This is a genomic window from Pantoea sp. BAV 3049, from assembly GCF_009765445.1.
Lineage (GTDB): Bacteria > Pseudomonadota > Gammaproteobacteria > Enterobacterales > Enterobacteriaceae > Erwinia.
The window spans coordinates 731,151-754,217 of record NZ_WHOY01000031.1 but is presented as its reverse complement, the minus strand read 5'-3'; the positions used below and the strand labels follow the sequence as shown (position 1 = coordinate 754,217).

Sequence of the window (23,067 nt, the reverse complement as noted above, 5' to 3'; positions counted from 1 at the left end):
GACCTACCCATACTCTCTTAAATGCTTTCTTGCGATCTGGTTCACGTCAGCGGCCAGATGTCAGAGTGATATGCAACAACAAGAAGCTCATCGCAGATAAAGACTTGTTTTATCAGGACTCCTTTGCTGAACCAGCCACAGGTAACGGCAGCACCGATCACCTTAAGCACTACCATGATACGGAATGATTTTCTTCGCCGTACCTGCGTGCCGATGGGCAAGGTCATTTGCCACTGCCTTCATTATCGTTACGGCTCAATATTGTGCTGATAACAAAAGAATTTACCTGGGCCAGCATACCACTGTCCGGTTGGATTTTGCCGTAAACCCTCATTCCTTCCAGCAGCATAAACAGTGTTTCCGCCAGGATAGCGGCATCCTGGTCGCGGCGAAATACCCCCGCCTGCTGTCCTTTCACCAAAATGGCGGTCAGGTGTCTGACGATACCGCTGAACTTATACCCGACCAGCCTGCGGATTTCGTCATCTCCGGGCAGCAATTCATTCGCCGTGGCAATGGTGAGGCACCCTCTTTCACCTGCCTTGCCGGTTGAAAGCTCCACGCCAAAACTCAGCGTCTCCTTTAACGCTTCTTCCGGGGAAAGCTGCTGATAACGCTGCTCAAGACGAGCCAGACCGTTGTCCATATATTGTCTGAGTGCCGCCAGAAAGATAGTGCGCTTATCAGGATAAAGTTTGTAGATACTGGCACTGGCAAGCCCCGAGGCTTTCATCAAATCAGCCATTGAGGTGCCCCGGTAACCATGCAGCCAGAAGCACTCCAGTGCAGTGTTGAGCAAATCCTGCGGATCAAATTCTCTGGGTCGACCGACCGTGGGTTTCATTATGCACTCTGCAAAGGTAACGGGAATATAATTTATTGTAGATTGGTCATTCTACAATGTAAACCATTATCCAAAAGGTAACAGCTCATCCGTCCACTGTTCCGGACGCTGGCGCTGTCTGCAGGAAACTGCCATTGTGAAATAAACACAGGAGAAAAGATCATGGCTACAGGTAAAAAAGCGCTTGTTGTAGGTGCCTCTCGCGGAATCGGTTTAGGGTTAGCAAATCAACTGGCCGCGCAGGGTTGGGAAGTCACCGCCACCACGCGCAGCACTGCACCAGTGGCAACGTCAGGCATTCGTTGGTTAACAGTAGACATCAATCACGCCACGCAGCGGGAAGCCCTGAAGCACTCATTAGCGGAAGAACAACTCGATCTGATCTTTATTAATGCGGGGGTTTTCGGGCCGGATCATCAGGATATTCAGCAGTCCGACGATGCAGAACTGGCAGCGTTGTTTATGACTAACGCCATCTCACCCGTACGCTGTGCGGCAGAACTGCTTCCTCAGCTTGCTGCTGATCGGGGTGTACTGGCGCTGATGACTTCGCAACTGGCCAGCCTGAATGAAAACCCTTCAGCGACCTATCCACTCTATTCTGCCAGTAAAGCAGCGCTGAATATGCTGTCCCGTAGGTTATCCGCTCTGCTCAGCCCGTTCCAGACGCTGCTGTGCATTCATCCCGGCTGGGTGCAAACCGATATGGGCGGCAGTAACGCTTCCCTGACAGTGGAGCAAAGCGTCGGCGGGATTATCGGGCAGATTGACGTATGGCAGGGCAAAGGCGGCCACCACTATGTAGAGTATTCAGGCCAGCAATTACGCTGGTAAGAAACAGCCGCCATCAGGAGGGAAAATCCCCCCTGACTTCCCTGAACGACCCGAAAATTAAGGTCGCGCTGCTGAACCATCTGGCAAGCGGGCATTGGTCCAGTCTGGCAGGCCCCCCGTGACAGGGTAACGTCTGGCTTTCTCTTCATCAATATCCACCCCCAGGCCAGCACGGTCGCTAAGGTAAGCATAGCCCCAGTCGATTTCCGGGCAGCCTGGGAACACGTCCATCAGTGCATCATTTACCGGCGTGTATTCCTGAATGCCAAAGTTGGTAACGCTCATGTCCAGGTGAAGATTTGCCGCCACACCCACCGGAGAAATATCCCCTGGTCCGTGCCAGGCGGTGCGTACACCGTGGATTTCGGCATAGGTCGCCAGTTTTTTTGCCGGAGTGATGCCGCCGATGGTGCTGACGTGGCAGCGGATATAGTCAATCAGCTGCTGCTGGATTAAAGGTTTCCACTCATTGACATGGGTGAACAACTCGCCCATCGAGATCGGTGTGCTGCTCTGGGCGCGGATCATCTTCAGCCAGTCCAGGTTTTCCGGTGCCACCGGATCTTCCAGGAAAAACAGTTGATAAGGCTCAAGACTTTTCGCCAGCTGAACCGAAGCCACCGGGGTAATGCGTTCGTGCACATCATGGATAAACTCCACACCGAACCCCAGCTTATTACGCAGATGGTCAAACAGACGCGGTACCGCCCGGGCATAAGCATCCGGATCAAAGTAGATCCCCGGCGTCTGACTACGCGGAGAAACTTTCGGTTTGATATTTCGCGCCTTCGCCAGTTTTCCGGCTATCAGCTTCAGATCCTCGGTGCCCGCCCCGCCATACATCCCCATCTGGCAGCGGACATACTGGTATCCCTCTTCCATCCTCGCCCGAATGTTGTCTTCCACCTCGACTTCATCCGCGCCATCGCAATGACGGTATAACGGGATACCATCCCGACACTGACCGCCTAACAGCTGATAAACCGGTAAGCCGGCCACTTTTCCTTTGATATCCCACAGCGCCATATCAATCCCGGACAGCGCATTGTTCATCACCGGACCGCTTCGCCAGTAACCGCTGACCGCGGCTGACTGCCAGATATCCTCAATGCGCAGCGGATCTTTACCAGTCAGAAATGGTTTCATGTAGTTTTCAATCGCGGCTTCTACTGCGAAGATGCGCTGGGTGAACGTGGCGCAGCCAAGACCGTACAGGCCCGGCTGGTTGGTTTCCACTTTCACGACCACCAGGTCGATGCCGCCTGGTGCCGTCAGCAGGGTTTTAATATTGGTAATTTTTAACCTGTCCATAACTCTCTCCGCCTTGATGCTAAGATGTATGATGTCCTACATGTAAAAGTTCAGAAAAAGCCCATCTTTGGGGCTTTCACTGAGATAGATTCGTCACTGTGTTCTGATCAATCAAGAAGCGTTGTTAATTGTAATGGCTCATTATTCCGCCAGGGTACTGATAGCAGGCAGCTATTTTTCGCTGAGTTTCACCTCAATCGCATCAACGTTATGTGCCATTGCCCTGTTGAGCGTTTCGCTCGCCGTGGCAGCATCGCGGTTTTTCAGTGCCATAAACACTTTTATATGCGCTTCCACGCTTTCCAGGGTGATCCCCAGTACCCGATTGAGCTCTTCCAGATAGTGGATATAGATGTTCTTCAGGGATTCCATCACGTGGATAAAGACCTTGTTATGCGACGCCTTCACGATAGCCAGATGAAAATCATAGTCAGCCTGGGTATATTTTTTATAGTCATCTTTGCTGACCAGCATGCGGTTAAGTGCCTGCTCCAGCAGCCGGATATCCTCATCCGTGGCATTCTGTACCGCCAGATCCATACAGCGAAACTCCACCGTCTGGCGAAACACCCGCATATCGTCGAACTCCTCCTGTGACAGATGCAAAATGGGCTGGTTGTCGCTGAATGCACCGTAGCGTGCGACATCCCGTGTGACGTAGGTCCCCTTTCCCTGATGGGTTACGACCACGCCCAAATCTCTCAGCTTCTGTACGGCACTGCGAACGCTGACCCGGCTGACGTTAAATTGGGAAGTCAGTTCCGCTTCTGAAGGCAGCTTACAGCCTGGCGGCCAGACGCCCTCCTGAATGGACTGCTTCATCTGTTCATAGATAACGTTCACCACGTTATGCTTTTGTACGCTTTCCAGTGTCACGCCGTTTTGATCCTGTCCTACAAGTCAGGTCTCTTTTTAGCACCGGCCTGCCAGCGTTGGCAAGTATTACTTTGGCGCCGAAACAGATTGTGATCCGAATCACGAAATCCATTTATAGCATTGTTAAATAACAACTAATATAAAAATAGAATGTTAACACTCATGATTAATGTGACCGGAACTACATTTCTTCCCCCTGCCGATTGCCGAAAATATTCCCATCACGTAGATCTTATGCATTCAACTTGTTAGTCATGTTACATGGACATCTTCAGGAGCTTTATATGTCTTCACTATTCTCTCTTCACGGCAAAACTGCGCTGATTACCGGTTCAACCCGTGGGCTGGGTTTTGCCTATGCTCAGGGTCTGGCGGCGGCGGGTGCCTCGGTGATCCTCAACGGCACTCAGGAAATACATCTTAAAAAAGCCCTGTCTGTACTGCAGGAACAGGGAGCCAACGCGCGGGGATTCCTGTTTAACGTCGCCGATGAAACCGCTGTAGAAGAAGTATTCCGGCAACTTGATGATGAGAATGTGCATGTCGAGATCGTGATCAATAACGCCGGGATCCAGTTTCGCAAACCCATGCTGGAACTGGAGCTGAGCGACTGGCAGCGCGTGCTGGACATCAACCTGACCAGCGCTTTTCTGATAGCCCGTGCGGCGGCCAGACGCATGGTTGCCAGAGAGAGCGGTGGCAAAATTATCAATATTGGTTCGCTGACCAGCCAGGCCGCCCGTGCCACGGTTGCACCCTACACCGCGGCGAAAGGCGGCATCAAATTGCTGACCAAATCAATGGCGGCGGAATGGGCGCAATACAACATTCAGAGCAATGCAATTGGTCCGGGCTACATCCTTACCGATATGAATCAGGCGCTGGTAGAGAATGCCGAATTCGATCAGTGGGTGCGTGCCAGTAATCCCTCCGGCCGCTGGGGCCAGCCTGAAGAGCTGATCGGCACCGCTGTGTACCTGGCCTCATCCGCCTCTGACTATGTTAATGGCCAGATTATTTACGTCGACGGCGGCTGGCTTGCAACGCTGTAGGAAAGCCCAACATCTCTGTTTAAACGGTTCAGAGCCGAGACAGCAACTCTGCCGTCGCACCTGAAAACGGGGCAATTAAAGGTAAATAAGATGAATCACGTTATTGCAGGAAAATTACCCGCCAGTCGCTGGGGAAAATTGATCCCCATTGCCTTCATTACCTACAGTCTGGCCTATCTTGATCGGGCCAACTATGGTTTTGGCGCGGCGGCTGGCCTTGCTGAAGATATGAATATTACTCCGGGGATTTCGTCATTACTTGGCGCCCTGTTTTTTCTCGGCTACTTCTTTTTTCAGGTTCCTGGCGGCATCTATGCCGAAAAACACTCTGCAAAAAAACTGATTTTCTGGAGTCTGATACTTTGGGGAATACTGGCAGCAGCGACCGGCATGGTTCACAGCATTGCCCTGCTGGCAGTTATCCGCTTTCTTCTCGGCGTGGCAGAAAGCGTGGTGATGCCAGCGATGCTGATATTTCTGAGCCACTGGTTTACGCGGGCAGAACGTTCCAGAGCCAATACCTTCTTATTTCTTGGCAATCCAGTCACCGTGTTATGGATGTCGATCCTGTCCGGATACCTGGTGAACGCCTTTGGCTGGCGCGGGATGTTTATTATCGAAGGTCTGCCAGCCGTGATCTGGGCGGTAATCTGGTGGGTAATTTATGCCGATCGTCCCCGCGATGCAAAATGGCTGAACGAACAAGAAAAGCGGGCGATCGAAACGGCACTGGCCGCCGAGCAGGACAGTATCAAGCCGGTAAAAAACTACCGTGAAGCCTTCCGATCGCCCAAAGTGCTGGCGCTGGCATCGATTCACTTTTTCTGGAACATCGGCATGTACGGTTTTATCATGTGGCTTCCTTCCATGCTGAAAGCCGCCTCCGGCCTTGGTATCGTGGCAACCGGCTGGCTCTCCGCCGCCCCTTATCTGCTGGCCGTTCCGCTGATGCTTTGTGCATCCTGGTTCTCCGATAAATATCAACAGCGTAAATCTGTCGTCCTGTTATTCCTCGGCCTTGGTGCAATGTGTTTTATTGCCTCCTTCACGCTGGGTTCAACCCATTTCTGGCTCTCCTGGGGATTGCTGGTGATTGCCGGTGGCGCAATGTACACCCCCTATGGCCCCTTCTTTGCGGCCATTCCTGAGATGATCCCCCGCAACGTTGTGGCTGGTGCAATGTCATTTGTGGTTTGTTGTGGAGCACTGGGCTCGTTTGTTGGTGCATGGATTGTGGGTTATCTCAACGGACTGACCGGTAGTCCTGATGCCTCATATGTCTTTATGGGCGGCGCATTGGTAGCGGCTGTCTTACTGGCGGCGTTAACGCGGTTCAGCAGCCATCAGCCTTCACTGCCAACAACAAACTCGGCTTATTGACTTCAGGGACTTACCATGATGAATAAACCCACCCGATCCCGGCTGACCATTCTGATGATGCTATTTGTGGTGACCGCCATCAACTATATGGATCGCGCCAACCTTTCCGTCGCCGGGTCGCATATTCAGGGCGAATTTAGTCTCTCCCCTACGCAACTGGGACTGTTGTTCTCGATGTTTACCTGGTTCTATGCCATGAGCCAGATCCCGGTGGGCTATATTCTGGACAGAGTTGGCTCCCGCGTGCTGTATGGCAGCGCAATAGTGTTATGGAGCGTGTTCACCTTTGCGATGGGCTTTTCTTCCCATCACCTGTTCGCAACCAGTGCGGCATCATTTGCCATGCTGCTGGTCTGCCGTGCACTGATTGGCATCGCCGAAGCGCCCTCATTTCCTTCGAACACCAAAATCATCGCCAACTGGTTTCCTGACCATGAACGCGCCCGCGCCACGGCCTTTTATGCCAGTGCACAATACATTGGCCTGGCGTTGCTGACGCCGGTGCTGTCATGGATTGTGGCCACATGGGGATGGGAAGCCTCTTTCTATCTGTCCGGCGGTATTGGGATCTTCTTTGGTATCTACTGGCTGATTGCCTATCGCGATCCGCAACACAGTCAGAGCGCCAACCAGGCCGAGCTGGACTATATCCGTGAAGGCGGTGGCTATGGTTCAGACAGCCAGCAGAGTGGCAACGGCGAAGTGAACTGGAAAAATGTGAAATACGTTCTGCGTCAGCGCATCATCTGGGGCCTGTTTATCGCCCAGTTCGCCGCCTCTTCCACCCTCTATTTTTTCCTGACCTGGTTTATCGTCTATCTGGAAAAAGGACTGGGTCTGACCATTGCCAAAGCCGGTATCGGAGCCATGTTCCCGTATCTGATGGCGATGGCCGGGGTACTGTGCGGTGGGACGCTCAGCGATATGTTGCTGAAAAGAGGCGCTTCCCGCACCTTCGCCCGTAAGCTGCCGGTGATGTCTGGCCTGCTGGTTACGACTTCAATCGCACTGGTCAATTTTTTCCAACACAGTCCGACGATCGCTATCGCCATTCTTTCGATCGCCTTCTTTGCCAATGCCTTTTCCAACCTTGGCTGGGTGGTATGCAGTGATGTGGTGCCACGCCAGCTGATTGGCACTGTCGGCGGTTTTCTGAATATATTTGGCAATCTTTCGGGCATCGTCAGCCCGATAGTGATCGGCGTGATCCTGCAGCGCACGCAGAATTTTCAATATGCCATGTGGTATATCGCCGCCGTGGCGCTGGCAGGCTTCCTGGCCTATACCTTCCTTGTGGGTAAAATTGCCGTTATTCGTCTGCCTGACGAACAGGGAACGGGTAAAAACAGCCAGCAACCTTTTGATAACCCATGCAAAGCCGGGGACTACTGATGAAACAGCAAGAAATTACAGCCAGCGTGGTGAGTGCCGCTTATGAAGTGCGCAACGAGGATCTCATGCTGGAATGTCGCGATGACCAGGTGCTGGTCAAAGTCGAGCGTGGCGGTATCTGCGGCTCTGATATTCATTATTACCAGCATGGGCGCGCGGGGATGTCGATCCTCAAGCAGCCGATGATCCTCGGGCACGAATTTGTCGGTAGCGTGGCGCAGGCACCAGTGGACAGCGGCCTGAAAGTGGGCCAGCGGGTGGCGGTCAATCCGTCTCAACCCTGTAATCACTGCGATTTTTGTCTCAACGGACAGCAGAACCTCTGCCGGACAATGAAATTTATGGGCAGCGCCCAGTTCTTCCCGCATGTCCATGGCGGCTTTGCCAGCTATGTCGCCGCCCAGCCGTCGCAGTGTGTCCCCTATTCCAATAAGGCTGATTCCAAAGTGATGGCCTTTGCTGAGCCGTTGGCCGTGGCGATCCATGCCATCCACCAGGCTGGTGATTTGGTGGGCAAAAAGGTGCTGGTTACCGGTTCCGGGCCAATTGGCTGTCTGGTGATAGCTGCGGCCTTCGCCGCAGGTGCAAGCGAAATTATCGCCACCGATATGAGTGAACGCTGCCGCGCACTGGCGCTGGAAATGGGCGCTTCATTGTCCGTATCGCCGACTGATGAAACAACCACCCGTCAGTGGCTGGAAAATGGCGGCTACTTTGATGTGTGTTTCGAGGCCTCAGGCGCACCTGCCGCTATTGCCTCCACGGTCGGGTTTACCCGTCCAAAAGGCCGCATTGTGCAGTTGGGGATGGGAGCCGCTTCGGTGGATTTCCCGCTTATGCCGCTGCTGGTGAAAGAGATCCAGCTGACCGGCTCCTTCCGTTTTATCAATGAATTCGCCATCGCTGTAAGCTGGCTTGAAAGCGGCCGTATCAACCCGTTGCCGCTGCTTTCCGCCATCTTCCCGCAGGAAGAAGTGGTGAAAGCGCTGGAGATGGCCAGCGATAAAAGCCAGGCCGCCAAGGTTCAGGTGACGTTTAACTGAGGGCCTCAGTCCCAGCCCGTCCGGCATCCTGTGCCCGGACGGGCTTATTGATGACGGCTGTTTCAGCGTCAAATCGTGAACACTGTTCTGCTACTGCTGTCATTTTCAGACCAGCTCTTCGTCACATCTGATAACGGCACTGCCCGGGTGGCAATTCTGAACCCTGCCTGAGGCGTGGCCTGTAACAAAGCTGTGATACAGCGGATCAGACCTTCGTTGGAAACGCTGCCCAGGCCACTGCCCATCAGCACAATGGCCTTTGAACGCAACAGGGAGCCCGGCAGGGTGATATCGCCGCCGCTCATTGAGCCAACCTGCACAAAGCGTACGGCCTTCGACCCTGCAGTGGCTTTTGCCGCCGCTTTCAGCAGCAGTTCCGCACTGTTTCCCCACAGATAGTCGACAACCACGTCTACTCCACGGGCAAATTGCGCTTCGAAGTTTGCCATTTGGACAGCGCCTTCTTCCGCCAGCGAAACTACTTCATCAGCACCAAGTTCCTTCAGCTCCTGCAGTGCCACTGGATTTCGGCCAGTGACGATAATTTTTGCCGCACCAAGATGTCTTGCAATCTGCACTGCCAGCTTGCCGGAAATACCGGTAGCTCCATTAATCAGCACGGTTTCACCCTTCTGAAGCGCAGCACGCTCAGTCAGCGCTGCCCAGCCCGACATGCCCGGATTGGCAATCGCTGCCGCAGTAATATCATCCAGCCCGTCCGGTAGCGTTATGCACTGTGCGGGTCTGACCACGGCCTGTTCGGCCATGCTGCCAAAAGGCGCTTTTGGCTGGAAAAAGTAAACGCGCCTGCCGTCTGACAGTTTGCCAACGCCATCAACTCCTGCAACAAAAGGAAACTCACCCTCAAAGCTGTAATGCATACCGGAAGCACGGCCTCTGACCAACTGGCTCAATGCTGCCGCACAGACGTCGATACTGACTTCATCACCCTGCGCGACAGGATCGCTAAAATCTCCGTACACCGGTAACTGACCGTCCAGATTCACAATGGCACCTTTCATTTTCTGCTCCTGACGATATTAATATGTGTATAATGCACACATTAGTCCTTACCCTGGAGATCGTCAATGAATAATGTGCATAATACACACATAAGCCTGCAATTACGGCAACTACACCTTGCAATGCTGGAAATCGTGGCGGTCATGAACCGCCCACAGGGCGACGAAAGATTGATCCGTGAAGCCGGGATTACGCTCGATCGCGCCCTTTTCCCTCTGCTGGTCGGCGTTGAACGTTTTGGGCCAGTTGGCGTGGTGGAACTGGCTGACCGTGCAGGCCGCGATTACACCACCGTCAGCCGTCAGATCGCCAAACTGGAAAGCGCAGGACTGGTGGAACGCCGTGCTGGTCAGTTCGACCGCCGGGTGCGGGAAGCGGTAATCACTCCGTCAGGTAAAGCAATGACGGACAGCGTGGATGCAGCACGGGAAAGGTTGTCCCGTGCTATTTTCGACAGCTGGGAGCCGCAGGATCTTAACGAACTGGTCAGGCTGATGAGCCGGTTTGCCGGGCAGCTAACGGACTCGCTGGCAACGGACCCAGCTGAATGAATCAGGGAGCCCCAGCCGATACAGATGCCGGTTACTTACACCGGCTTTTCAGTCATCCAACTCAGACTCTCTGCTGTACTGGTGAGCGGCCGGTATTCGCAGCCGATCCAGCCATCATAGCCCAGCCGCCGTAACTGACTGAAAACATAGTGCCAGTTCAGCTCGCCGCTGCCCGGTTCGCTGCGGGTGGGCGCATCGGCTATCTGCACATGGGCCGCCAGTGGAAGTAACGAAGCGATATTGCGGCTGATATCGCCGTGCATCACCTGGCAGTGATAGAGGTCCAGCATCAGCCGCACCGACGGGCTGTTAATCTGCCTGACAATATCTGAAGCAAAATGGTAATCACTGAGAAAAAAGCCGGGAATATCATGACGGTTGATCGCTTCCAGCAACAGGATCACGCCCTGTTTCTCCGCCAATTCTTTCGCCCAATGGATGTTCTCCAAAAATTGCATCAGCGCTGCGGCAGCCGTGACGTTATCGGGCTGCAGACCAGCCTGCAGATGAATATACGGACATCCCAGCGCCTCAGCATACTCCAGCGCCTGCAGCATACCGTGCTGAAACGCCGCCACCGAGTCAGGCTGGCAAGCCATACCCGAGCGCTGTGGCGAGTGTGCAGCGCCAACCGGCGTGTTGATCAGAATTTGCTGCAGGCCGTTCGCACGCAGCTTTTCCTGCAGAAAACCAACCGGCCATCCGTAGGGCAGCGCATATTCCACCGCGCGGAATCCGGCCTGAGCCGCCGCCATAAACCGTTGCTCAAAAGGCAGTTCGGTGAACAACCATTTCAGATTCGCGCAAAAACGCAGTCCGCCAGCCGCTCCGTCTTCGGCCATGAAGCTCACTCTTTCACGCCAGCAAGCACGCTGGCCCGCATACGTTTCACCGCTGCATGTGGCGCGGTCAGCACCGGAATATCCACTTGCGCACGGACGCTCGTCGCAGCGCGGGAAGTTGAAAAATGAGCCAGCATAATCACGTCACACTGCGCCAGTTCCTTCGCCCGTGCTGCCACCAGCCGGTTATGGCTTTCCGCATCCCCTTTTTTCAGCAGGCCAATCGCATCATCCACCAGAAGGGTGTTCAATCTGGCAGAGGAACCGCTCTTCGCCACGTACTCGTTAAATTCTTCGGTCATGGTCTCCACCGCCGGTCCAAAAGTGGCCAGCATGCCGATGTTTTTACCCTGCGCCAGCGCATCAAAAAACATGGCCTCATTCGGCTTCAGTACCGGCACCGGCACCTCTTTTGCCAGCCGGTCAATCGCAGGGCCAAAAGCAGAGCAGGTAATCAGGATACCCTGCGCCTGCATGTCATAAGCGTAATGGCCAAAACGCACAAAACGGTCAATCATTGCGGATGACAATTCCGGCTCTCTGGCGCGGTCGATCGACAATCCGTCGTCCAGCAGATTAATGGTTTCGGCCTCTGGCCAGACTTCATTAAACGCCGTGTGGATTGGGGTCATTGCTACCGGTGTGGCATGTAGTAATACGATTCTTGCAGTCATCCAGCTCTCCAGTGATAAACGCTAAAATCAGGAAGTTCAGCGTGGCTGAATTTCTCCGGCCACTATCTTTTTTGGGTACACTCTAAATGTAAGGGCTTACAAATGTTTCTGTAAAGTGAGGCGGATCACATAAAAACGCCAAGGTAGTGTTACGGTGTTATTGAAATGTTAGTCATGATTGCTCAGAATTGAAAGCGCTTACAAATAAAACGCATTATTCGTCATGACTGGTCATGCCGTTATGCCTCACCGCTAACCCCAATGGACTGTGAGAACGCATTATGACTTCACCTGCTAACTCTTCTTCACTGCAAAATGTGGTAACAGGAGCGGCGGCTGCCGCCAGTTCTCCTGCAGTAAAAAAACTGCCCCGCCGGTTTCGCGACCTGCTGGCGCTGGATGATTTTGAACGGCATGCGCGACGGCGTCTGCCCGATATGATTTATCAGTATGTGGCAGGAGGCGTGGAAACCGGGCGCGGTATCGCCGGAAACTTTGAAGCCTATCAGCAATATACTTTTATTCCCCGCATGTTCCGGGACGTCTCCGGTCGCGATCAGCGCACCACGTTGTTTGGTTATACTTATCAGCACCCCTTTGGCGTTGCGCCGCTGGGTGGCGCTTCTTTTGTTGCCTATCAGGCGGATATTGCGCTGGCGAAAGCCGCCCGCGAGATGAATGTGCCGATGATCCTCAGCGCCTCCTCACTGGTAAAGCTGGAAGATGTGCATGCCGCCAATCCGGATGCGTGGTTCCAGGCCTATCTGGCGGGAGATCAACCCCGTATCGACCGGCTGGTGGATCGCGTGGCGGCGGCTGGCTATCAGACGCTGGTGGTCACCGGTGATACGCCGATGCTGGGCAACCGGGAACACAATACGCGCAGCGGTTTCAGCATGCCGATCAAAATCACGCCAAAAGTCGCTTTCCAGAGCGCGATGAATCCCCGCTGGCTGCTGGGTACCGTGGCACAGACTTTCCTGCGCCACGGTGCGCCCCACTTCGAGAACACTGACGCCGAGCGCGGGCCGCCAATGATGTCCAGCAAAGTGCGTAACACCCAGGCCCGTGACAAGCTGAACTGGAAAAACGTCGAGGCGATCCGCAAAAAATGGTCGGGCAACCTGGTGATCAAGGGGCTGATGTCGCCGGAAGATGCTTTTATTGCACGCGATTTGGGAGCCGATGCGGTGATCCTCTCCAATCATGGCGGCCGTCAGCTGGATCACACGGTTCCCCCTTTGCATACGCTTCCCGAAATTGCGGCGAACAAAGGCCAGATGAAGGTGATCATCGACAGCGGTATTCGTCGCGGCACGGACGTGATGAAAGCGATGGCGCTGGGTGCAGATTTTGTCTTTCTGGGCCGTCCGTTCCTGTATGGTGCCGTCGTGGGTGGTCAGGCGGGTGTTGAACATGCTATGCATATACTGCGCGATGAAATTGACCGGGATCTGGCGCTGATTGGCGTGAAAACGCCAGCCGGACTGGACAGCAGCTATCTGCGAAAACGTTCTGATTATTAGGAGAGAGTGATGGCAAATGCAAAAGAGATCCGCCTGTTCAGCTCGCTGGCAATCCGCGCACCGTTTATCGGGCTGGAGAGCGACTGGCAGCATCAACATCCTGACCAGCCGTTATTGATTGACTGGAATCCAACCTCGATCATTGAAAAGAAAATGGCTGCCGGAGAGAGAGCCGATGCGGTAATCCTGACCGTACCAGTTATGGATCGGGCGATAGCGGAAGGAGTGATTGTACCGGAAAGCCGGGTTGAGCTGGTTAACTCTTCGATCGGCCTTGCCATGCTGCCCGATGCTCAGGCACCCGATATCAGTAGCGTGGAGGCGTTAAAATCCGCCCTGCTGAATGCAAAGTCAGTGGCTTATTCTCTGGGTGGCGCGAGTGGGATCTATTTCCAGACGCTGTTGAAGAAGCTGGGGATTGAAGATGAGATTAATGCGCGGGCAACGACCATCCCGGAAGGTTTTACCGCTGAGCAGCTGGTCAAGGGGAATGCTGATATTGCAGTGCAGCAGATCAGCGAGTTGCTGACGGTAGAGGGAATCAAAGTTATCGGTCCGTTGCCTGAGGCAGTACAAAAAGTGACGTCATTCTCCGGCGGGATTTTCAGCAATGCAGCTAACCCGCAAGGGGCTGCCATGCTGCTCGATACCTTGCGTTCTGCAGAGGCACGTAAGGCCTATGAGGCTTTTGGACTGGAGTGCCGGGATTAACCCCCGCCCGGCGCTTTTTAAGTAACAAGAACACGCTTTCAGCCTGCCCGGCTTGCATTCAATCGCACCGGGTAATAATTTATGCAAATCAACATGTTCAGAAATGCCAGCTAACGGAAAGGTCACCTGACAGTGAATCATAACCGGAACCAAACAGTTCGCTACTCACTCCGGCACCCAGTTCGACATTTCTGTTAATCTGATAACGCATACCTGTTTTTATCCCGAGTGCATTGCGTCCCACAATCTGATTGCGGTGAGTGAAGCGGCTCCGGTTGTAACCAGCAAAATTAGCTGTTTGCCTCAGGCTTGTATCAAGAAGTTCGTGGTCCCAGGTAAGCTTCAACGCTGTTGAAATTTTCGTCCCGGAGTAAAGAGAATAATTCGCACTGTATTTCAGTCCAACACTGGAACGCAGGGAGTTAAACGTTGCCGATCCCAGCTTAAGACCGCTGCCATCACCGTTTTCCGTCACACCCGGCCGGTGCAACATTGTGTAATTCAGCCCGGCTACCGGCCCCACATTGTTGTTATCGCTTAATGAAAAATTATACCCGCCCCCAAGGGACGCTGACCCGGCCAGACCTGTCCAGCTTGCCCGGTGGTTAGCCGTATAATCCCCCACACGCACGCGGCGCTCCAGCCAGCCATCTTCCACACCAACGCGCGCGTTTCCAGACAGATACCCTCCTTCCTGCTGCGTGAAACCATAACGGGCCTGCAAGCCAATGTTAAAAGCCGTGGTTTTGCCAGTGCCTGAATCCGGCGATTTCATCGTGACTGACTGCCCACTTACTGCGCCGTGAAAGCCAAATGCCCGGCTATTGTCCCCATTTTGCCTTTCCGCGCCGACTATCATCCCATAACTGTTTGAGCTGTAGCCGGACCTGTATGCCTGATGCTGCCGCTCAAAGTTTCCAACGAATGGAATTGCAAAACTTATCCATTCATCTCCTTGTTTTATCTGGCCGTTGTTTGAACTCAAGTCACTGATTATATCTGCAATCTGTTGCTCCCGATGTAGTGAGCTTGCAAACATTGAACCCCAGGCGGCGGGGGAAAGCTGCTGAAGTGCACTGACGATATCACTGCCGTCGGCTGCAGAAAAATCTAGCGCACGATAAAGCTTCTGTATCGCCGGTTGCGCCTGGCCGACAATGCTATCCAGCGCAGTTCCTGTGCTCTTTTCGTTGCGATCCCGTCCATACTGACTGTAAGCATCCTGAGCACGCGACATTCGCAGCGTCCAGTCATTATTTGTTGCCGGAACTGCCGTTAATTTCAACGTGGGCGAAAGGAACAGCCCGGTTATTTCACTGAACTGGCCACTGTACGAAGTGGTTTTTAAAAATTCATTTGAGTTCAGCCGCCAGCCTGGTGAATACCAGTCCCGTTGCGGGACGAAAGACAACCTGCCGTTGAATTCAGCATGACCTTTAACTTCCAGTGTGTCATGCCCTCCGCTACCATTAATGCCCAGTCGCAACTCTCCATCAGCACCCTGCTGATAATTGCCGACAATGTTGGCTTTCCCCATAGCCTCGCCGGGGATAAATGTTCCCCTGTTGATGAACATTCCTGCCTGATTCAGGGTGTAATGACTGTTACCTGTCAGGGTTGCGCCCGGAGCAACATAAAGGCTGTAAATTTTATGGGTTCCGGTAAGTGAAGTGGTTCCGCCCAACATATTCAGGGCAAAGTTATCGATCCCCTCTATTTTCCCCTTATAACTGAACCGGAAGAGAGGATCTGGTTCCCCGGTAGCCCGCCCCTCAGTATCCGCTCGTTGACCAAAAGACAGATCGGTTAATCGCTGCAGGCCGTAGATGTCCTGTTGACTATAATCGGAGTAAATATCACCATAAATTTTTGCGCCATTCAGAATATTAATATGGTTAACGAGTGCATTCGGGGACTGATAGATAGCCGCACCTTTCCCTGCCACCCGACCACTGATATCAACGTTATCCACAAGCGCCCCTGTCAGCTCAGGTAATAATGGGGCCGCGTAACCTTCAACATTATGAATCCATGAGCCGCGATACTCCGCATTATTCCCCAGTGAATTATCACCGAAGTCAAAGCTGATGGCGATACCGTTCATCCCCAGAGACTGCACATCCCCACGCTGAATTAAATTATGGTCTTTACCATAAGCGAACAACACTCCCCGGCCATTGATTCCGTCAGCATGGACCTGCGTTTCCGGCTCAATTGTCAGAGTATTATTTTGTCCATCAATACGAATACCTGCACCACCCACACCTGAAGTTAACAAATCAGCCTGTTGATATATTGTGTTATTGCTGCCGTAAACATGGAGCCCTAAGCCTAACGTTGCTGTGTTATACTTTCCCTGCTGATAGCCGCCATTAGTGCTTTCACGCAAAAAATATCCGTGCTGATTAATCAACACCTTTCCATTACCATAAAGTGAGAAACCGAAAAAGTTACGCCTGTCAATCTGATACCCCATATCCTGCAGCAAGGCCAGTTCGGCTTCCATAAACGTCATATAATTACGGTAATTCTGATGACTCATCATGCTGTTTTTCAGTTCAATATGACTCATATAATCAGTGTCAACATATCCATAATCATTCAGCATTTTCACCGGAATACCAGGCATATCCCCGGCAAGAACTTCACTTACATGTTCCCCCGTAAAATACCCCTGGTCTTTTCGCACATCAAATCCCCATGGAACCCGTTGATTATTACATCCCTGACAGACTATTACCTGCCCCGGATAAGCCGCATTCCCGTTATCATCGCGCAATGAGGCCGTCCAGGTACCTAACGGGAAAAAGTCAAAAGCAGGAGTAAAGGCGCCGTTATAGTCGGAAGCCATACTTGTAATTCCAAGACCATGAGCGAGTTCATGAATGGCAACATTGACCAGATCGGTATGGCCGGTTCTGGGAAGCTGCGAGGGGACATATGGCACATCATCAAAATCCATTTTCCCCATAATGAACTGAGCGTGAGAACCAAACGATAAATCACCGGTATCAATGCCCGTCATGGCTCCCTGTAACTGAGTGATACTGGTCATCCCATCCGTGACTGAATCGCTGCTACCAGCAGCATTCACATCATTAAACGTGCCCACATTCACAATGGCAGGCAGTTCGCCCGGCAGAGGAGTAATAATTTCGGCCCAGTAACGCATAGCGTGCAGTATTTTTTCTTTTTGCTGTTGATTAAGATCCCATGTCGACGCTGAAGGTTTGGGCCAGTCAGACATAAAGGGACCATCCCCTGTATCAAAGAAACGAACCTCAAACACAGCAACTTCCTGTGGGCTGTAAACCAGATAACTTTGCACAGCAAAGAGTTTATTGCTGAACAGGGAAATCATTACGGAAGTTGTCAGTAATAGTTTTTTCATTTTTGCCATCCTGGCGCGTGGAATAAAAAAATCCTTATTTTATACTATTTTCACAATCCAGAGCATGATGAGATAACCTGAATAACCAGGCAGGATTAGCAATCTGTCGGGCATTATTCGACTGCGCGCAACACAATAATACCCGGTTTAGTTTTCATATATTCCAGCAGCGGTGTATCAACAACCTTCATGTTTTTTTCAAGCGAGGAAGCGTTTCTGAACCACACTTCATTGTCCACTTTAATGACGATGCCAACGTGCGTTACATCCAGCCCTTCCAGTGGGGTGTAGACACCAATAAAATCGCCGTTCCTGAGATTTTTCAAAATGGAGTTATTGAGTGAGTCACCTGGTATGTATTTTAATTCCCGGGGAATAATACCAAGTCCGGCAATGTACTCTCCTCCATCAGCCTTTCTGTTCAGGTTCTTTCTAACCATGACATAATTACTGCTGACAGTTGCCGTCACATTTTCAGCATTTCTCGGAAGAGTGGCATACCAGTCAGAAAAAAAATGCTTACGATGTAGATAATCGACCTTCCCATCAACGTACCGCGTTTTCACTAATTCCGACAGAAAGTCTCCCGTTTTTTTTGACAGGCTAAGTGCCTGCACATAATCAATCAGCGTAAAACAATCCACCCCATTAAAGTCAGCAACCAGTCTCTCTCTGGTAGTAGTAGAGCCTTTGAGCGTATCAGCTTTGTAGGGAGTGCCCAGGAAAGATTCAGAGATATGAGCAATCATATCGCCTGGCGGGAGGCCTGTTTCCGGGATAACAATGGATTGTATTATAGCATTGGCTTTTGCTTCGGTGTCAGGATCTATCTGGGTTTGATAGTCTGTTTTACTCTTCATGGCACAGGATGTCAGACAGGCTATCAGTAATAATAAAGGGTACTTTCTCATTCGCTGTCTCCTTCAGCTTAATTCCTTTCAACATAATAACTTCATTCCTTTACGGCAACACATCATGTATTACCGTTAACAGTGTGTTTAATAATAGGGAGATTTATATTTTATACCGTGCATCATTTCACATATTTTTAATTGTCACGGTGGCTCAACGTCCCCGTGGTGCTGACCCGGTACTGCCACGCACAATCAGCTCCGGTTTCAACACTGTCTGTCGCTGTGCTGGCTGGCCGTTTAATTCTGCCAGCAGATATTCCGCTGCGCAGACGCCAATCTGGTCCAGCTCCACTCTCATGGTGGTCAGGGGATGTTCCAGATGCTCCGAATATTCATAATCATTGAATCCGGTAATAGAAACATCATTCGGAATGCGCAGGTAGCGCTCGCCTGCAGCCCGCATCGCCCCGAAGGCCAGCAGATCGTTGCCGCAGATTATGGCTGTCGGCGGATTCGGCCCGTCCAGCAGCCGGAACATCGCCTGCCGCGCGTCATTCATCGTGAAGGCGCTGTTGATCAGATTGGCTTCATCAATGCCTAATCCCGCTGCTGTCAGCGCCTGTCGGGTCCCGGTGATACGGTCTGATACGCGATCGTTCGATGGCGGCGTCCCGACAATCACGCCAAAGGTTTTATGCCCCAGTCCCAGCAGATGCGCGGTTAGTTCCCCTGCCGCCTGTTCGTTATCGTAACCCACGCCCGGATAGCGCTGATCGACAGAAAAAGTCTGAATACACGGGATACCCTGCTGGGTGATCCGCTCCCACAAACGTGGATGGTGTGAGTTGCCGACCAGCATCAGCGCGTCAATGCCGTACTCCACAAGCTTGTTCACTTCCTTCAGCTCGGTCTCCGGATCGAAATCCGAGTTGGCCAGCAGCATCGTATAGCCTGACTGGTGGATCTTCTGCTGGAAGGTCGCCAGCGGTCGGGAAAATGTCTCCGTGGCCAGCGTGGGAACCACAGCCCCAATAGTCATGCTACGCCGGGAGGCGAGCGTCCGCGCTGCGCGGTTAATCACGTAGCCCAACTCCTCACACGCCTTTTCCACCGCTTCCCGCCGCGACTGCCGCACGGTCGTGCTGCCATTCAGGACCCGTGAAACCGTTGCCGTAGAGACGCCCGAACGCAGAGCCACGTCTTCCAGAGAAACTCTTACAGGGGGAGAAGGCTTATCGGTCATCTTCAGGCTCCAGGTGAAATTAGTGACGTCGTCCACAAATTCAGCAGACAACCAGGGGTTCATTTTGAAAGCGCTTACTTTTGCCTTGACTGATTTTTGTAATCGCTTACTTTTAACATCATATTATCAATAGAGTCGTAATTTATCACCATTTGATAACAAACAAACGGGCATTCGCCACATCAGCCCTTCTGAAAACACCGAGATAATAAAGGAATTTACCATGCGTAGATACCCACGGGTCCGCTGGCTGATGATCGCATTTTGCTTCTTCGCCATCGCCATCAATTACATAGATCGTATCAATCTGGCCATCGCTGCACCGCATATTAAACAGGATCTCGGACTGGATGACACCAGTATGGGGCTGATCCTCGGTGCTTTTTTCTGGACTTATGCCCTGATGCAAATTCCGGCCGGTCGCCTGATTGACCGCCTGGGCGCACGTGCCGGACTGGCTGTTGCCGTTGGCTGGTGGTCGTTGTTTACCGTGTTTACTGCGTTTGGCCGTGGCTTCACCTCGATCTTTGCCTCCCGTCTGATGCTCGGGCTGGGCGAGTCCGGTGGCTATCCCGGCTGCGCCAAGGTGGTTTACTCCTGGTTCGCCAAAAAAGAGCGCGCCACCGCCAGCGGTATCTTTGACGCCGGTCCGCGTGCTGGAAGCGCCATCGCCCTGCCGCTGGTTGCGTGGTTAATCAGTACCTGGGACTGGGAAACCTCTTTCGTGGTCACCGGCGGGCTGGGGCTGGCCTGGGTTGCCATCTGGCTGATGTTCTATCGCGAACCGGAAGAGATGAAGGGCCTGAACGAACAGGAGCGACAGAACTTGCTGGCCGATCGCAGCGTCCACAGCGTGGATAAAAACGAGAAGGTCAATATCGGCGGTCTGTTCCGTTACCGTACGGTGTGGGGCATGATGATCGGCTTCTTCTGCATGAACTTCGCCACCTATTTCTTCGTCACCTGGTTTCCCACCTACCTGACCATGGCGCATGGTTTCTCGCTGAAAGAACTGGGAACGCTCGGGGCCATTCCGGCACTGATGGGCATTCCCGGCAGCCTGCTGGGCGGCATCACCTCAGACTGGATGTATCGAAAAGGTTTCTCGCTGACCACTGCCCGTAAAACCTGTCTGATCGGCGGTATGTTGCTCTCATCGGTCATCGCCTTCGCGGCCTTCACCGATAGCGTTGCAGTGATCCTGAGCCTCTTCTCCCTGACCTATGCAGGTCTGGCGTTCACTGCCGCCAATATCTGGACCTTACCGGCAGACGTCGCACCAAACTCGGGTTATGTCGGCACGCTTGGCGGTATCCAGAACTTCGCCGGCAACCTGGCGGGCATCGTTACGGCTTCCTTTACCGGTCTGATGCTGACCCTGAGCCACGGTTCGTTTGTGGTCCCCCTGCTGGTGGCAGGCGGTATCTGCCTGTTCGGTGCGCTTAATTTCATGTTCATCATGGGAAAAATCGAGCCGCTGGAGATTAAAAAAACCGCAGAAGTCAGTGAAGTGATGACCGTGAATCACAAAGCTTAATCCTCCCTCCTACAAACTGGATATAACAATGAAAAACAGTCTTTATGCAGGCGCGCTGGTCTCGATGATGGCGCTGGCAGGCAGCGTTCAGGCGCAAAGCCTGGTATATGTTTCCAATGCCGACAGCGGAACGGTGACCGGTTACCAGCTGGATAAAACCAAAATGACGCTGGTCCCGGTAGGCGCATTCCCCGCAGGTGCCAGGGCCATGTCATCGGTGGTTTCACCAGACAAAAAGATGTTCTATGTTTCAGTGCGCAGTAAACCGTACAGCGTGGTGGCCTATCGTATCCAGCCGGATGGCAAGCTGGAAAAAGTCGGGCAGTCGCCGCTGCCGGAGAGCATGGCTTATCTCTCTACGGACAAACAGGGGCATTTCCTGCTGAGCGCCTCCTATGGCGGCGATCTGTTCAGCATTAATCGCATCGACAGCAACGGCCTGGTGGAAGCAAAACCGGTGCAGGTGGTACACACCGGCAAGCGGGCACACGCCATTCAGGTCGATCCCACCAATCATTATCTCTACGTCACGCTGCTGGGTGCTGATCAGCTGTTGCAGTTCCATTTTGATGCCGCTACCGGCAAGGTCACGCCGAACAATCCGGCGTTTATCAATATTCAGAGCGAAGCCGCCACCGGTCCACGCCACTTTGTCATTGCGCCGAACCTGGATAAACAGGGTAAGCGCAATATGTACATTCTGACCGAAATGGCCGGCAATATTACCCGCCTGACGCTGAACAAAGGCGGCACTGCCACGCCGGTTGAAGATGTGAATTCCGTGTCGCCGAAGGAAGATCTGCAGCGTGGCGAGGCCCGTCCGCTGACCGGTGATGATGACCTGCCACCGTCGCACAAACCGCGTATCTGGCAGGCCGATATCCACCTGACGCCGGACGGGCGATATCTGTACTCCACGGAGCGCACCAGCAGCACCCTGTCCTCGTTTTCCGTTGATCCCACTGACGGACATCTGACTTACCTCAGCAGCATCAAAACTGAACAGCAGCCTCGCGGTTTCGCTATTGATAACAGCGGGCGCTTTCTGATCGAATCCGGGCAGAAGTCCACCCAGCTTTCCCTTTACACCATTGGTGCAACCGGTGCGCTGACGCTGGTTGGCCGCTATCCCACCGGGAAAGGGGCTAACTGGATTTCACTGGTCGAAGAGTAGCATCAGCTGAGGCCCGGGAGGGTTTCCCGGGCTAACAATGTGCCACAACAGGAGTTTATATGAACCACAATCCGCATCCCCTGCTTTCCGCCCTGTGCGCCACCGGCCTGTTTGTGCTGGCCACCTCCCCTGCAGTGCTGGCAGCCGAACCGGTCGTCGCCACTAATCTCGAACCGCTACATCACGTTATTCTGGAAAACCAGTACGTAACCGTGATGCGGGTGATGATCCGTCCCGGCCAGTCGACGCTGTTTCATGAGCAACACCTCGACTACGTCAACACCCATATTGACGGCAGCCTGACGCACACCTCATACCCGGATAAACCCGCCAGAGACGGCGAGATGAAAAGTGGCAACGTCAAGTTCGGCGCGCATCAGGGCAAATCTGAGACGGATAAGGTGACCAATACCGGCACCACACTGAACCAGCAGGTTGCTTTTGAAATTAAGCAACCCGGCCCGCAGCACTTTGGCGGGGCCACCCGACCAGACAAACCTGTTTTTAATCAGGTGCTGGATCAGAAAACCGTCAGGGGCTGGAAAGTCACCCTGCAACCCGGCGAGAGCACCACTTTGTATACGCAGCATGGGCCAGGCGTGCGGGTCTTCTTTACCGAAGGCCGCCTGCTGGAATCCATCCCCGGTCAGCCAAACCGCAATAAAGAAGTCAGGATCCACCGGGGCGACGCAATGCTGACCCAGCCGGAAAAGGTTGAGCTGACCAACGGCGGAGAGACCCCGCTGATCTTCAACGATTACGAGCTGCTTTAAGTTCCGCGTTTCGTTACAGGAGCATGTCAGGTGAGA

Annotated in this window: 21 protein-coding genes; 11 read left to right on the top strand and 10 right to left on the bottom strand. The window is 53.0% G+C overall.

Translation table 11 applies throughout. From position 1 onward, the window contains the following. Positions 1-41: 41 nt before the first annotated feature. Together GSQ70_RS04345 and GSQ70_RS04340 are read right to left on the bottom strand one after the other, a co-directional pair. Positions 42-227: a hypothetical protein gene (locus GSQ70_RS04345; RefSeq protein WP_158781418.1), complete on the bottom strand. Its 186-nt coding sequence runs from the start codon at positions 225-227 to the stop codon at positions 42-44. Then, a complete protein-coding gene (locus GSQ70_RS04340) occupies positions 224-844 on the bottom strand; it encodes a TetR/AcrR family transcriptional regulator (RefSeq protein ID WP_158781417.1) in 621 nt (206 codons plus the stop codon). The genes GSQ70_RS04345 and GSQ70_RS04340 overlap by 4 nt, the downstream gene beginning before the upstream one ends. Positions 845-1,006: 162 nt before the next feature. Here GSQ70_RS04340 and GSQ70_RS04335 point away from each other — a divergent pair, with 162 nt between their 5' ends. Further along, positions 1,007-1,678, top strand: a complete 672-nt coding sequence (locus GSQ70_RS04335) for an SDR family oxidoreductase (protein WP_158781416.1) — start codon at positions 1,007-1,009, stop codon at positions 1,676-1,678. 57 nt (positions 1,679-1,735) lie between these two features. Here GSQ70_RS04335 and GSQ70_RS04330 read toward each other — a convergent pair whose 3' ends face one another. Continuing rightward, entirely contained in the window at positions 1,736-2,989 is a 1,254-nt protein-coding gene (locus GSQ70_RS04330) for an enolase C-terminal domain-like protein (RefSeq protein ID WP_158781415.1), read from the bottom strand. A 171-nt stretch (positions 2,990-3,160) separates the two neighbouring features. Then, positions 3,161-3,865: a FadR/GntR family transcriptional regulator gene (locus tag GSQ70_RS04325; RefSeq protein ID WP_158781414.1), complete on the bottom strand. Its 705-nt coding sequence runs from the start codon at positions 3,863-3,865 to the stop codon at positions 3,161-3,163. Between the two features lie 284 nt (positions 3,866-4,149). Between GSQ70_RS04325 and GSQ70_RS04320 the strand changes: the two genes are divergently transcribed. The 4 genes from GSQ70_RS04320 (at position 4,150) to idnD (ending at position 8,732) form a co-directional block, all read left to right on the top strand. Next, positions 4,150-4,917 (top strand): SDR family oxidoreductase, encoded by a 768-nt coding sequence (locus GSQ70_RS04320; protein WP_158781413.1) that lies wholly within the window; start codon positions 4,150-4,152, stop codon positions 4,915-4,917. Between the two features lie 90 nt (positions 4,918-5,007). Then, positions 5,008-6,297 (top strand): MFS transporter, encoded by a 1,290-nt coding sequence (locus tag GSQ70_RS04315; protein ID WP_158781412.1) that lies wholly within the window; start codon positions 5,008-5,010, stop codon positions 6,295-6,297. Between the two features lie 15 nt (positions 6,298-6,312). After that, a complete protein-coding gene (locus tag GSQ70_RS04310; protein WP_158781411.1) occupies positions 6,313-7,689 on the top strand; it encodes an MFS transporter in 1,377 nt (458 codons plus the stop codon). Then, positions 7,689-8,732, top strand: coding sequence for an L-idonate 5-dehydrogenase (idnD, locus tag GSQ70_RS04305; RefSeq protein WP_158781410.1), 1,044 nt, complete (start codon positions 7,689-7,691; stop codon positions 8,730-8,732). The genes GSQ70_RS04310 and idnD overlap by 1 nt, the downstream gene beginning before the upstream one ends. Before the next feature lie 68 nt (positions 8,733-8,800). Here the strand turns inward: idnD and GSQ70_RS04300 are convergent, their stop codons facing one another. After that, the gene (locus tag GSQ70_RS04300; RefSeq protein ID WP_158781409.1) at positions 8,801-9,754 is read right to left on the bottom strand and encodes a zinc-binding alcohol dehydrogenase family protein; all 954 of its coding nucleotides are present in this window, start codon (positions 9,752-9,754) and stop codon (positions 8,801-8,803) included. 66 nt (positions 9,755-9,820) lie between these two features. Between GSQ70_RS04300 and GSQ70_RS04295 the strand changes: the two genes are divergently transcribed. After that, entirely contained in the window at positions 9,821-10,306 is a 486-nt protein-coding gene (locus tag GSQ70_RS04295) for a MarR family winged helix-turn-helix transcriptional regulator (RefSeq protein ID WP_158781408.1), read from the top strand. A gap of 35 nt (positions 10,307-10,341) precedes the next feature. Here the strand turns inward: GSQ70_RS04295 and GSQ70_RS04290 are convergent, their stop codons facing one another. Both GSQ70_RS04290 and GSQ70_RS04285 read right to left on the bottom strand, forming a co-directional pair. Beyond that, positions 10,342-11,148 carry a hydroxypyruvate isomerase family protein gene (locus GSQ70_RS04290; protein WP_158781407.1) on the bottom strand — a complete coding sequence of 269 codons (807 nt, stop codon included), beginning with the start codon at positions 11,146-11,148 and terminating at the stop codon, positions 10,342-10,344. A gap of 5 nt (positions 11,149-11,153) precedes the next feature. Continuing rightward, a complete protein-coding gene (locus tag GSQ70_RS04285; protein ID WP_158781406.1) occupies positions 11,154-11,822 on the bottom strand; it encodes an aspartate/glutamate racemase family protein in 669 nt (222 codons plus the stop codon). A gap of 281 nt (positions 11,823-12,103) precedes the next feature. On the opposite strand from GSQ70_RS04285, the gene GSQ70_RS04280 reads away from it, so the two are divergent. Continuing rightward, on the top strand, positions 12,104-13,348 hold the full coding sequence (locus GSQ70_RS04280; protein WP_158781405.1) for an alpha-hydroxy acid oxidase: 1,245 nt from the start codon (positions 12,104-12,106) through the stop codon (positions 13,346-13,348). Positions 13,349-13,357: 9 nt separating this feature from the next. After that, the gene (locus GSQ70_RS04275) at positions 13,358-14,059 is read left to right on the top strand and encodes a substrate-binding domain-containing protein (RefSeq protein ID WP_158781404.1); all 702 of its coding nucleotides are present in this window, start codon (positions 13,358-13,360) and stop codon (positions 14,057-14,059) included. Positions 14,060-14,156: 97 nt separating this feature from the next. Here GSQ70_RS04275 and GSQ70_RS04270 read toward each other — a convergent pair whose 3' ends face one another. The 3 genes from GSQ70_RS04270 to GSQ70_RS04260 all read right to left on the bottom strand — a co-directional run bounded on the left by GSQ70_RS04270 (position 14,157) and on the right by GSQ70_RS04260 (position 19,547). Next, complete coding sequence (locus tag GSQ70_RS04270; protein WP_233268246.1) at positions 14,157-17,459, bottom strand: autotransporter domain-containing protein; 3,303 nt, start codon at positions 17,457-17,459, stop codon at positions 14,157-14,159. A 104-nt stretch (positions 17,460-17,563) separates the two neighbouring features. After that, positions 17,564-18,361 (bottom strand): DUF1460 domain-containing protein, encoded by a 798-nt coding sequence (locus GSQ70_RS04265; RefSeq protein WP_158781403.1) that lies wholly within the window; start codon positions 18,359-18,361, stop codon positions 17,564-17,566. Between the two features lie 154 nt (positions 18,362-18,515). Then, positions 18,516-19,547 carry a LacI family DNA-binding transcriptional regulator gene (locus GSQ70_RS04260; RefSeq protein ID WP_158785207.1) on the bottom strand — a complete coding sequence of 344 codons (1,032 nt, stop codon included), beginning with the start codon at positions 19,545-19,547 and terminating at the stop codon, positions 18,516-18,518. A gap of 223 nt (positions 19,548-19,770) precedes the next feature. Here GSQ70_RS04260 and GSQ70_RS04255 point away from each other — a divergent pair, with 223 nt between their 5' ends. From GSQ70_RS04255 to GSQ70_RS04245, 3 genes are read left to right on the top strand one after another with little or no spacing between them, the layout of a single operon-like run. Further along, positions 19,771-21,084: an MFS transporter gene (locus GSQ70_RS04255; RefSeq protein ID WP_158781402.1), complete on the top strand. Its 1,314-nt coding sequence runs from the start codon at positions 19,771-19,773 to the stop codon at positions 21,082-21,084. A gap of 28 nt (positions 21,085-21,112) precedes the next feature. Next, positions 21,113-22,258: a beta-propeller fold lactonase family protein gene (locus GSQ70_RS04250; RefSeq protein ID WP_158781401.1), complete on the top strand. Its 1,146-nt coding sequence runs from the start codon at positions 21,113-21,115 to the stop codon at positions 22,256-22,258. 59 nt (positions 22,259-22,317) lie between these two features. Then, on the top strand, positions 22,318-23,031 hold the full coding sequence (locus GSQ70_RS04245) for a hypothetical protein (RefSeq protein WP_158781400.1): 714 nt from the start codon (positions 22,318-22,320) through the stop codon (positions 23,029-23,031). The last annotated feature ends 36 nt before the right edge of the window (positions 23,032-23,067 follow it).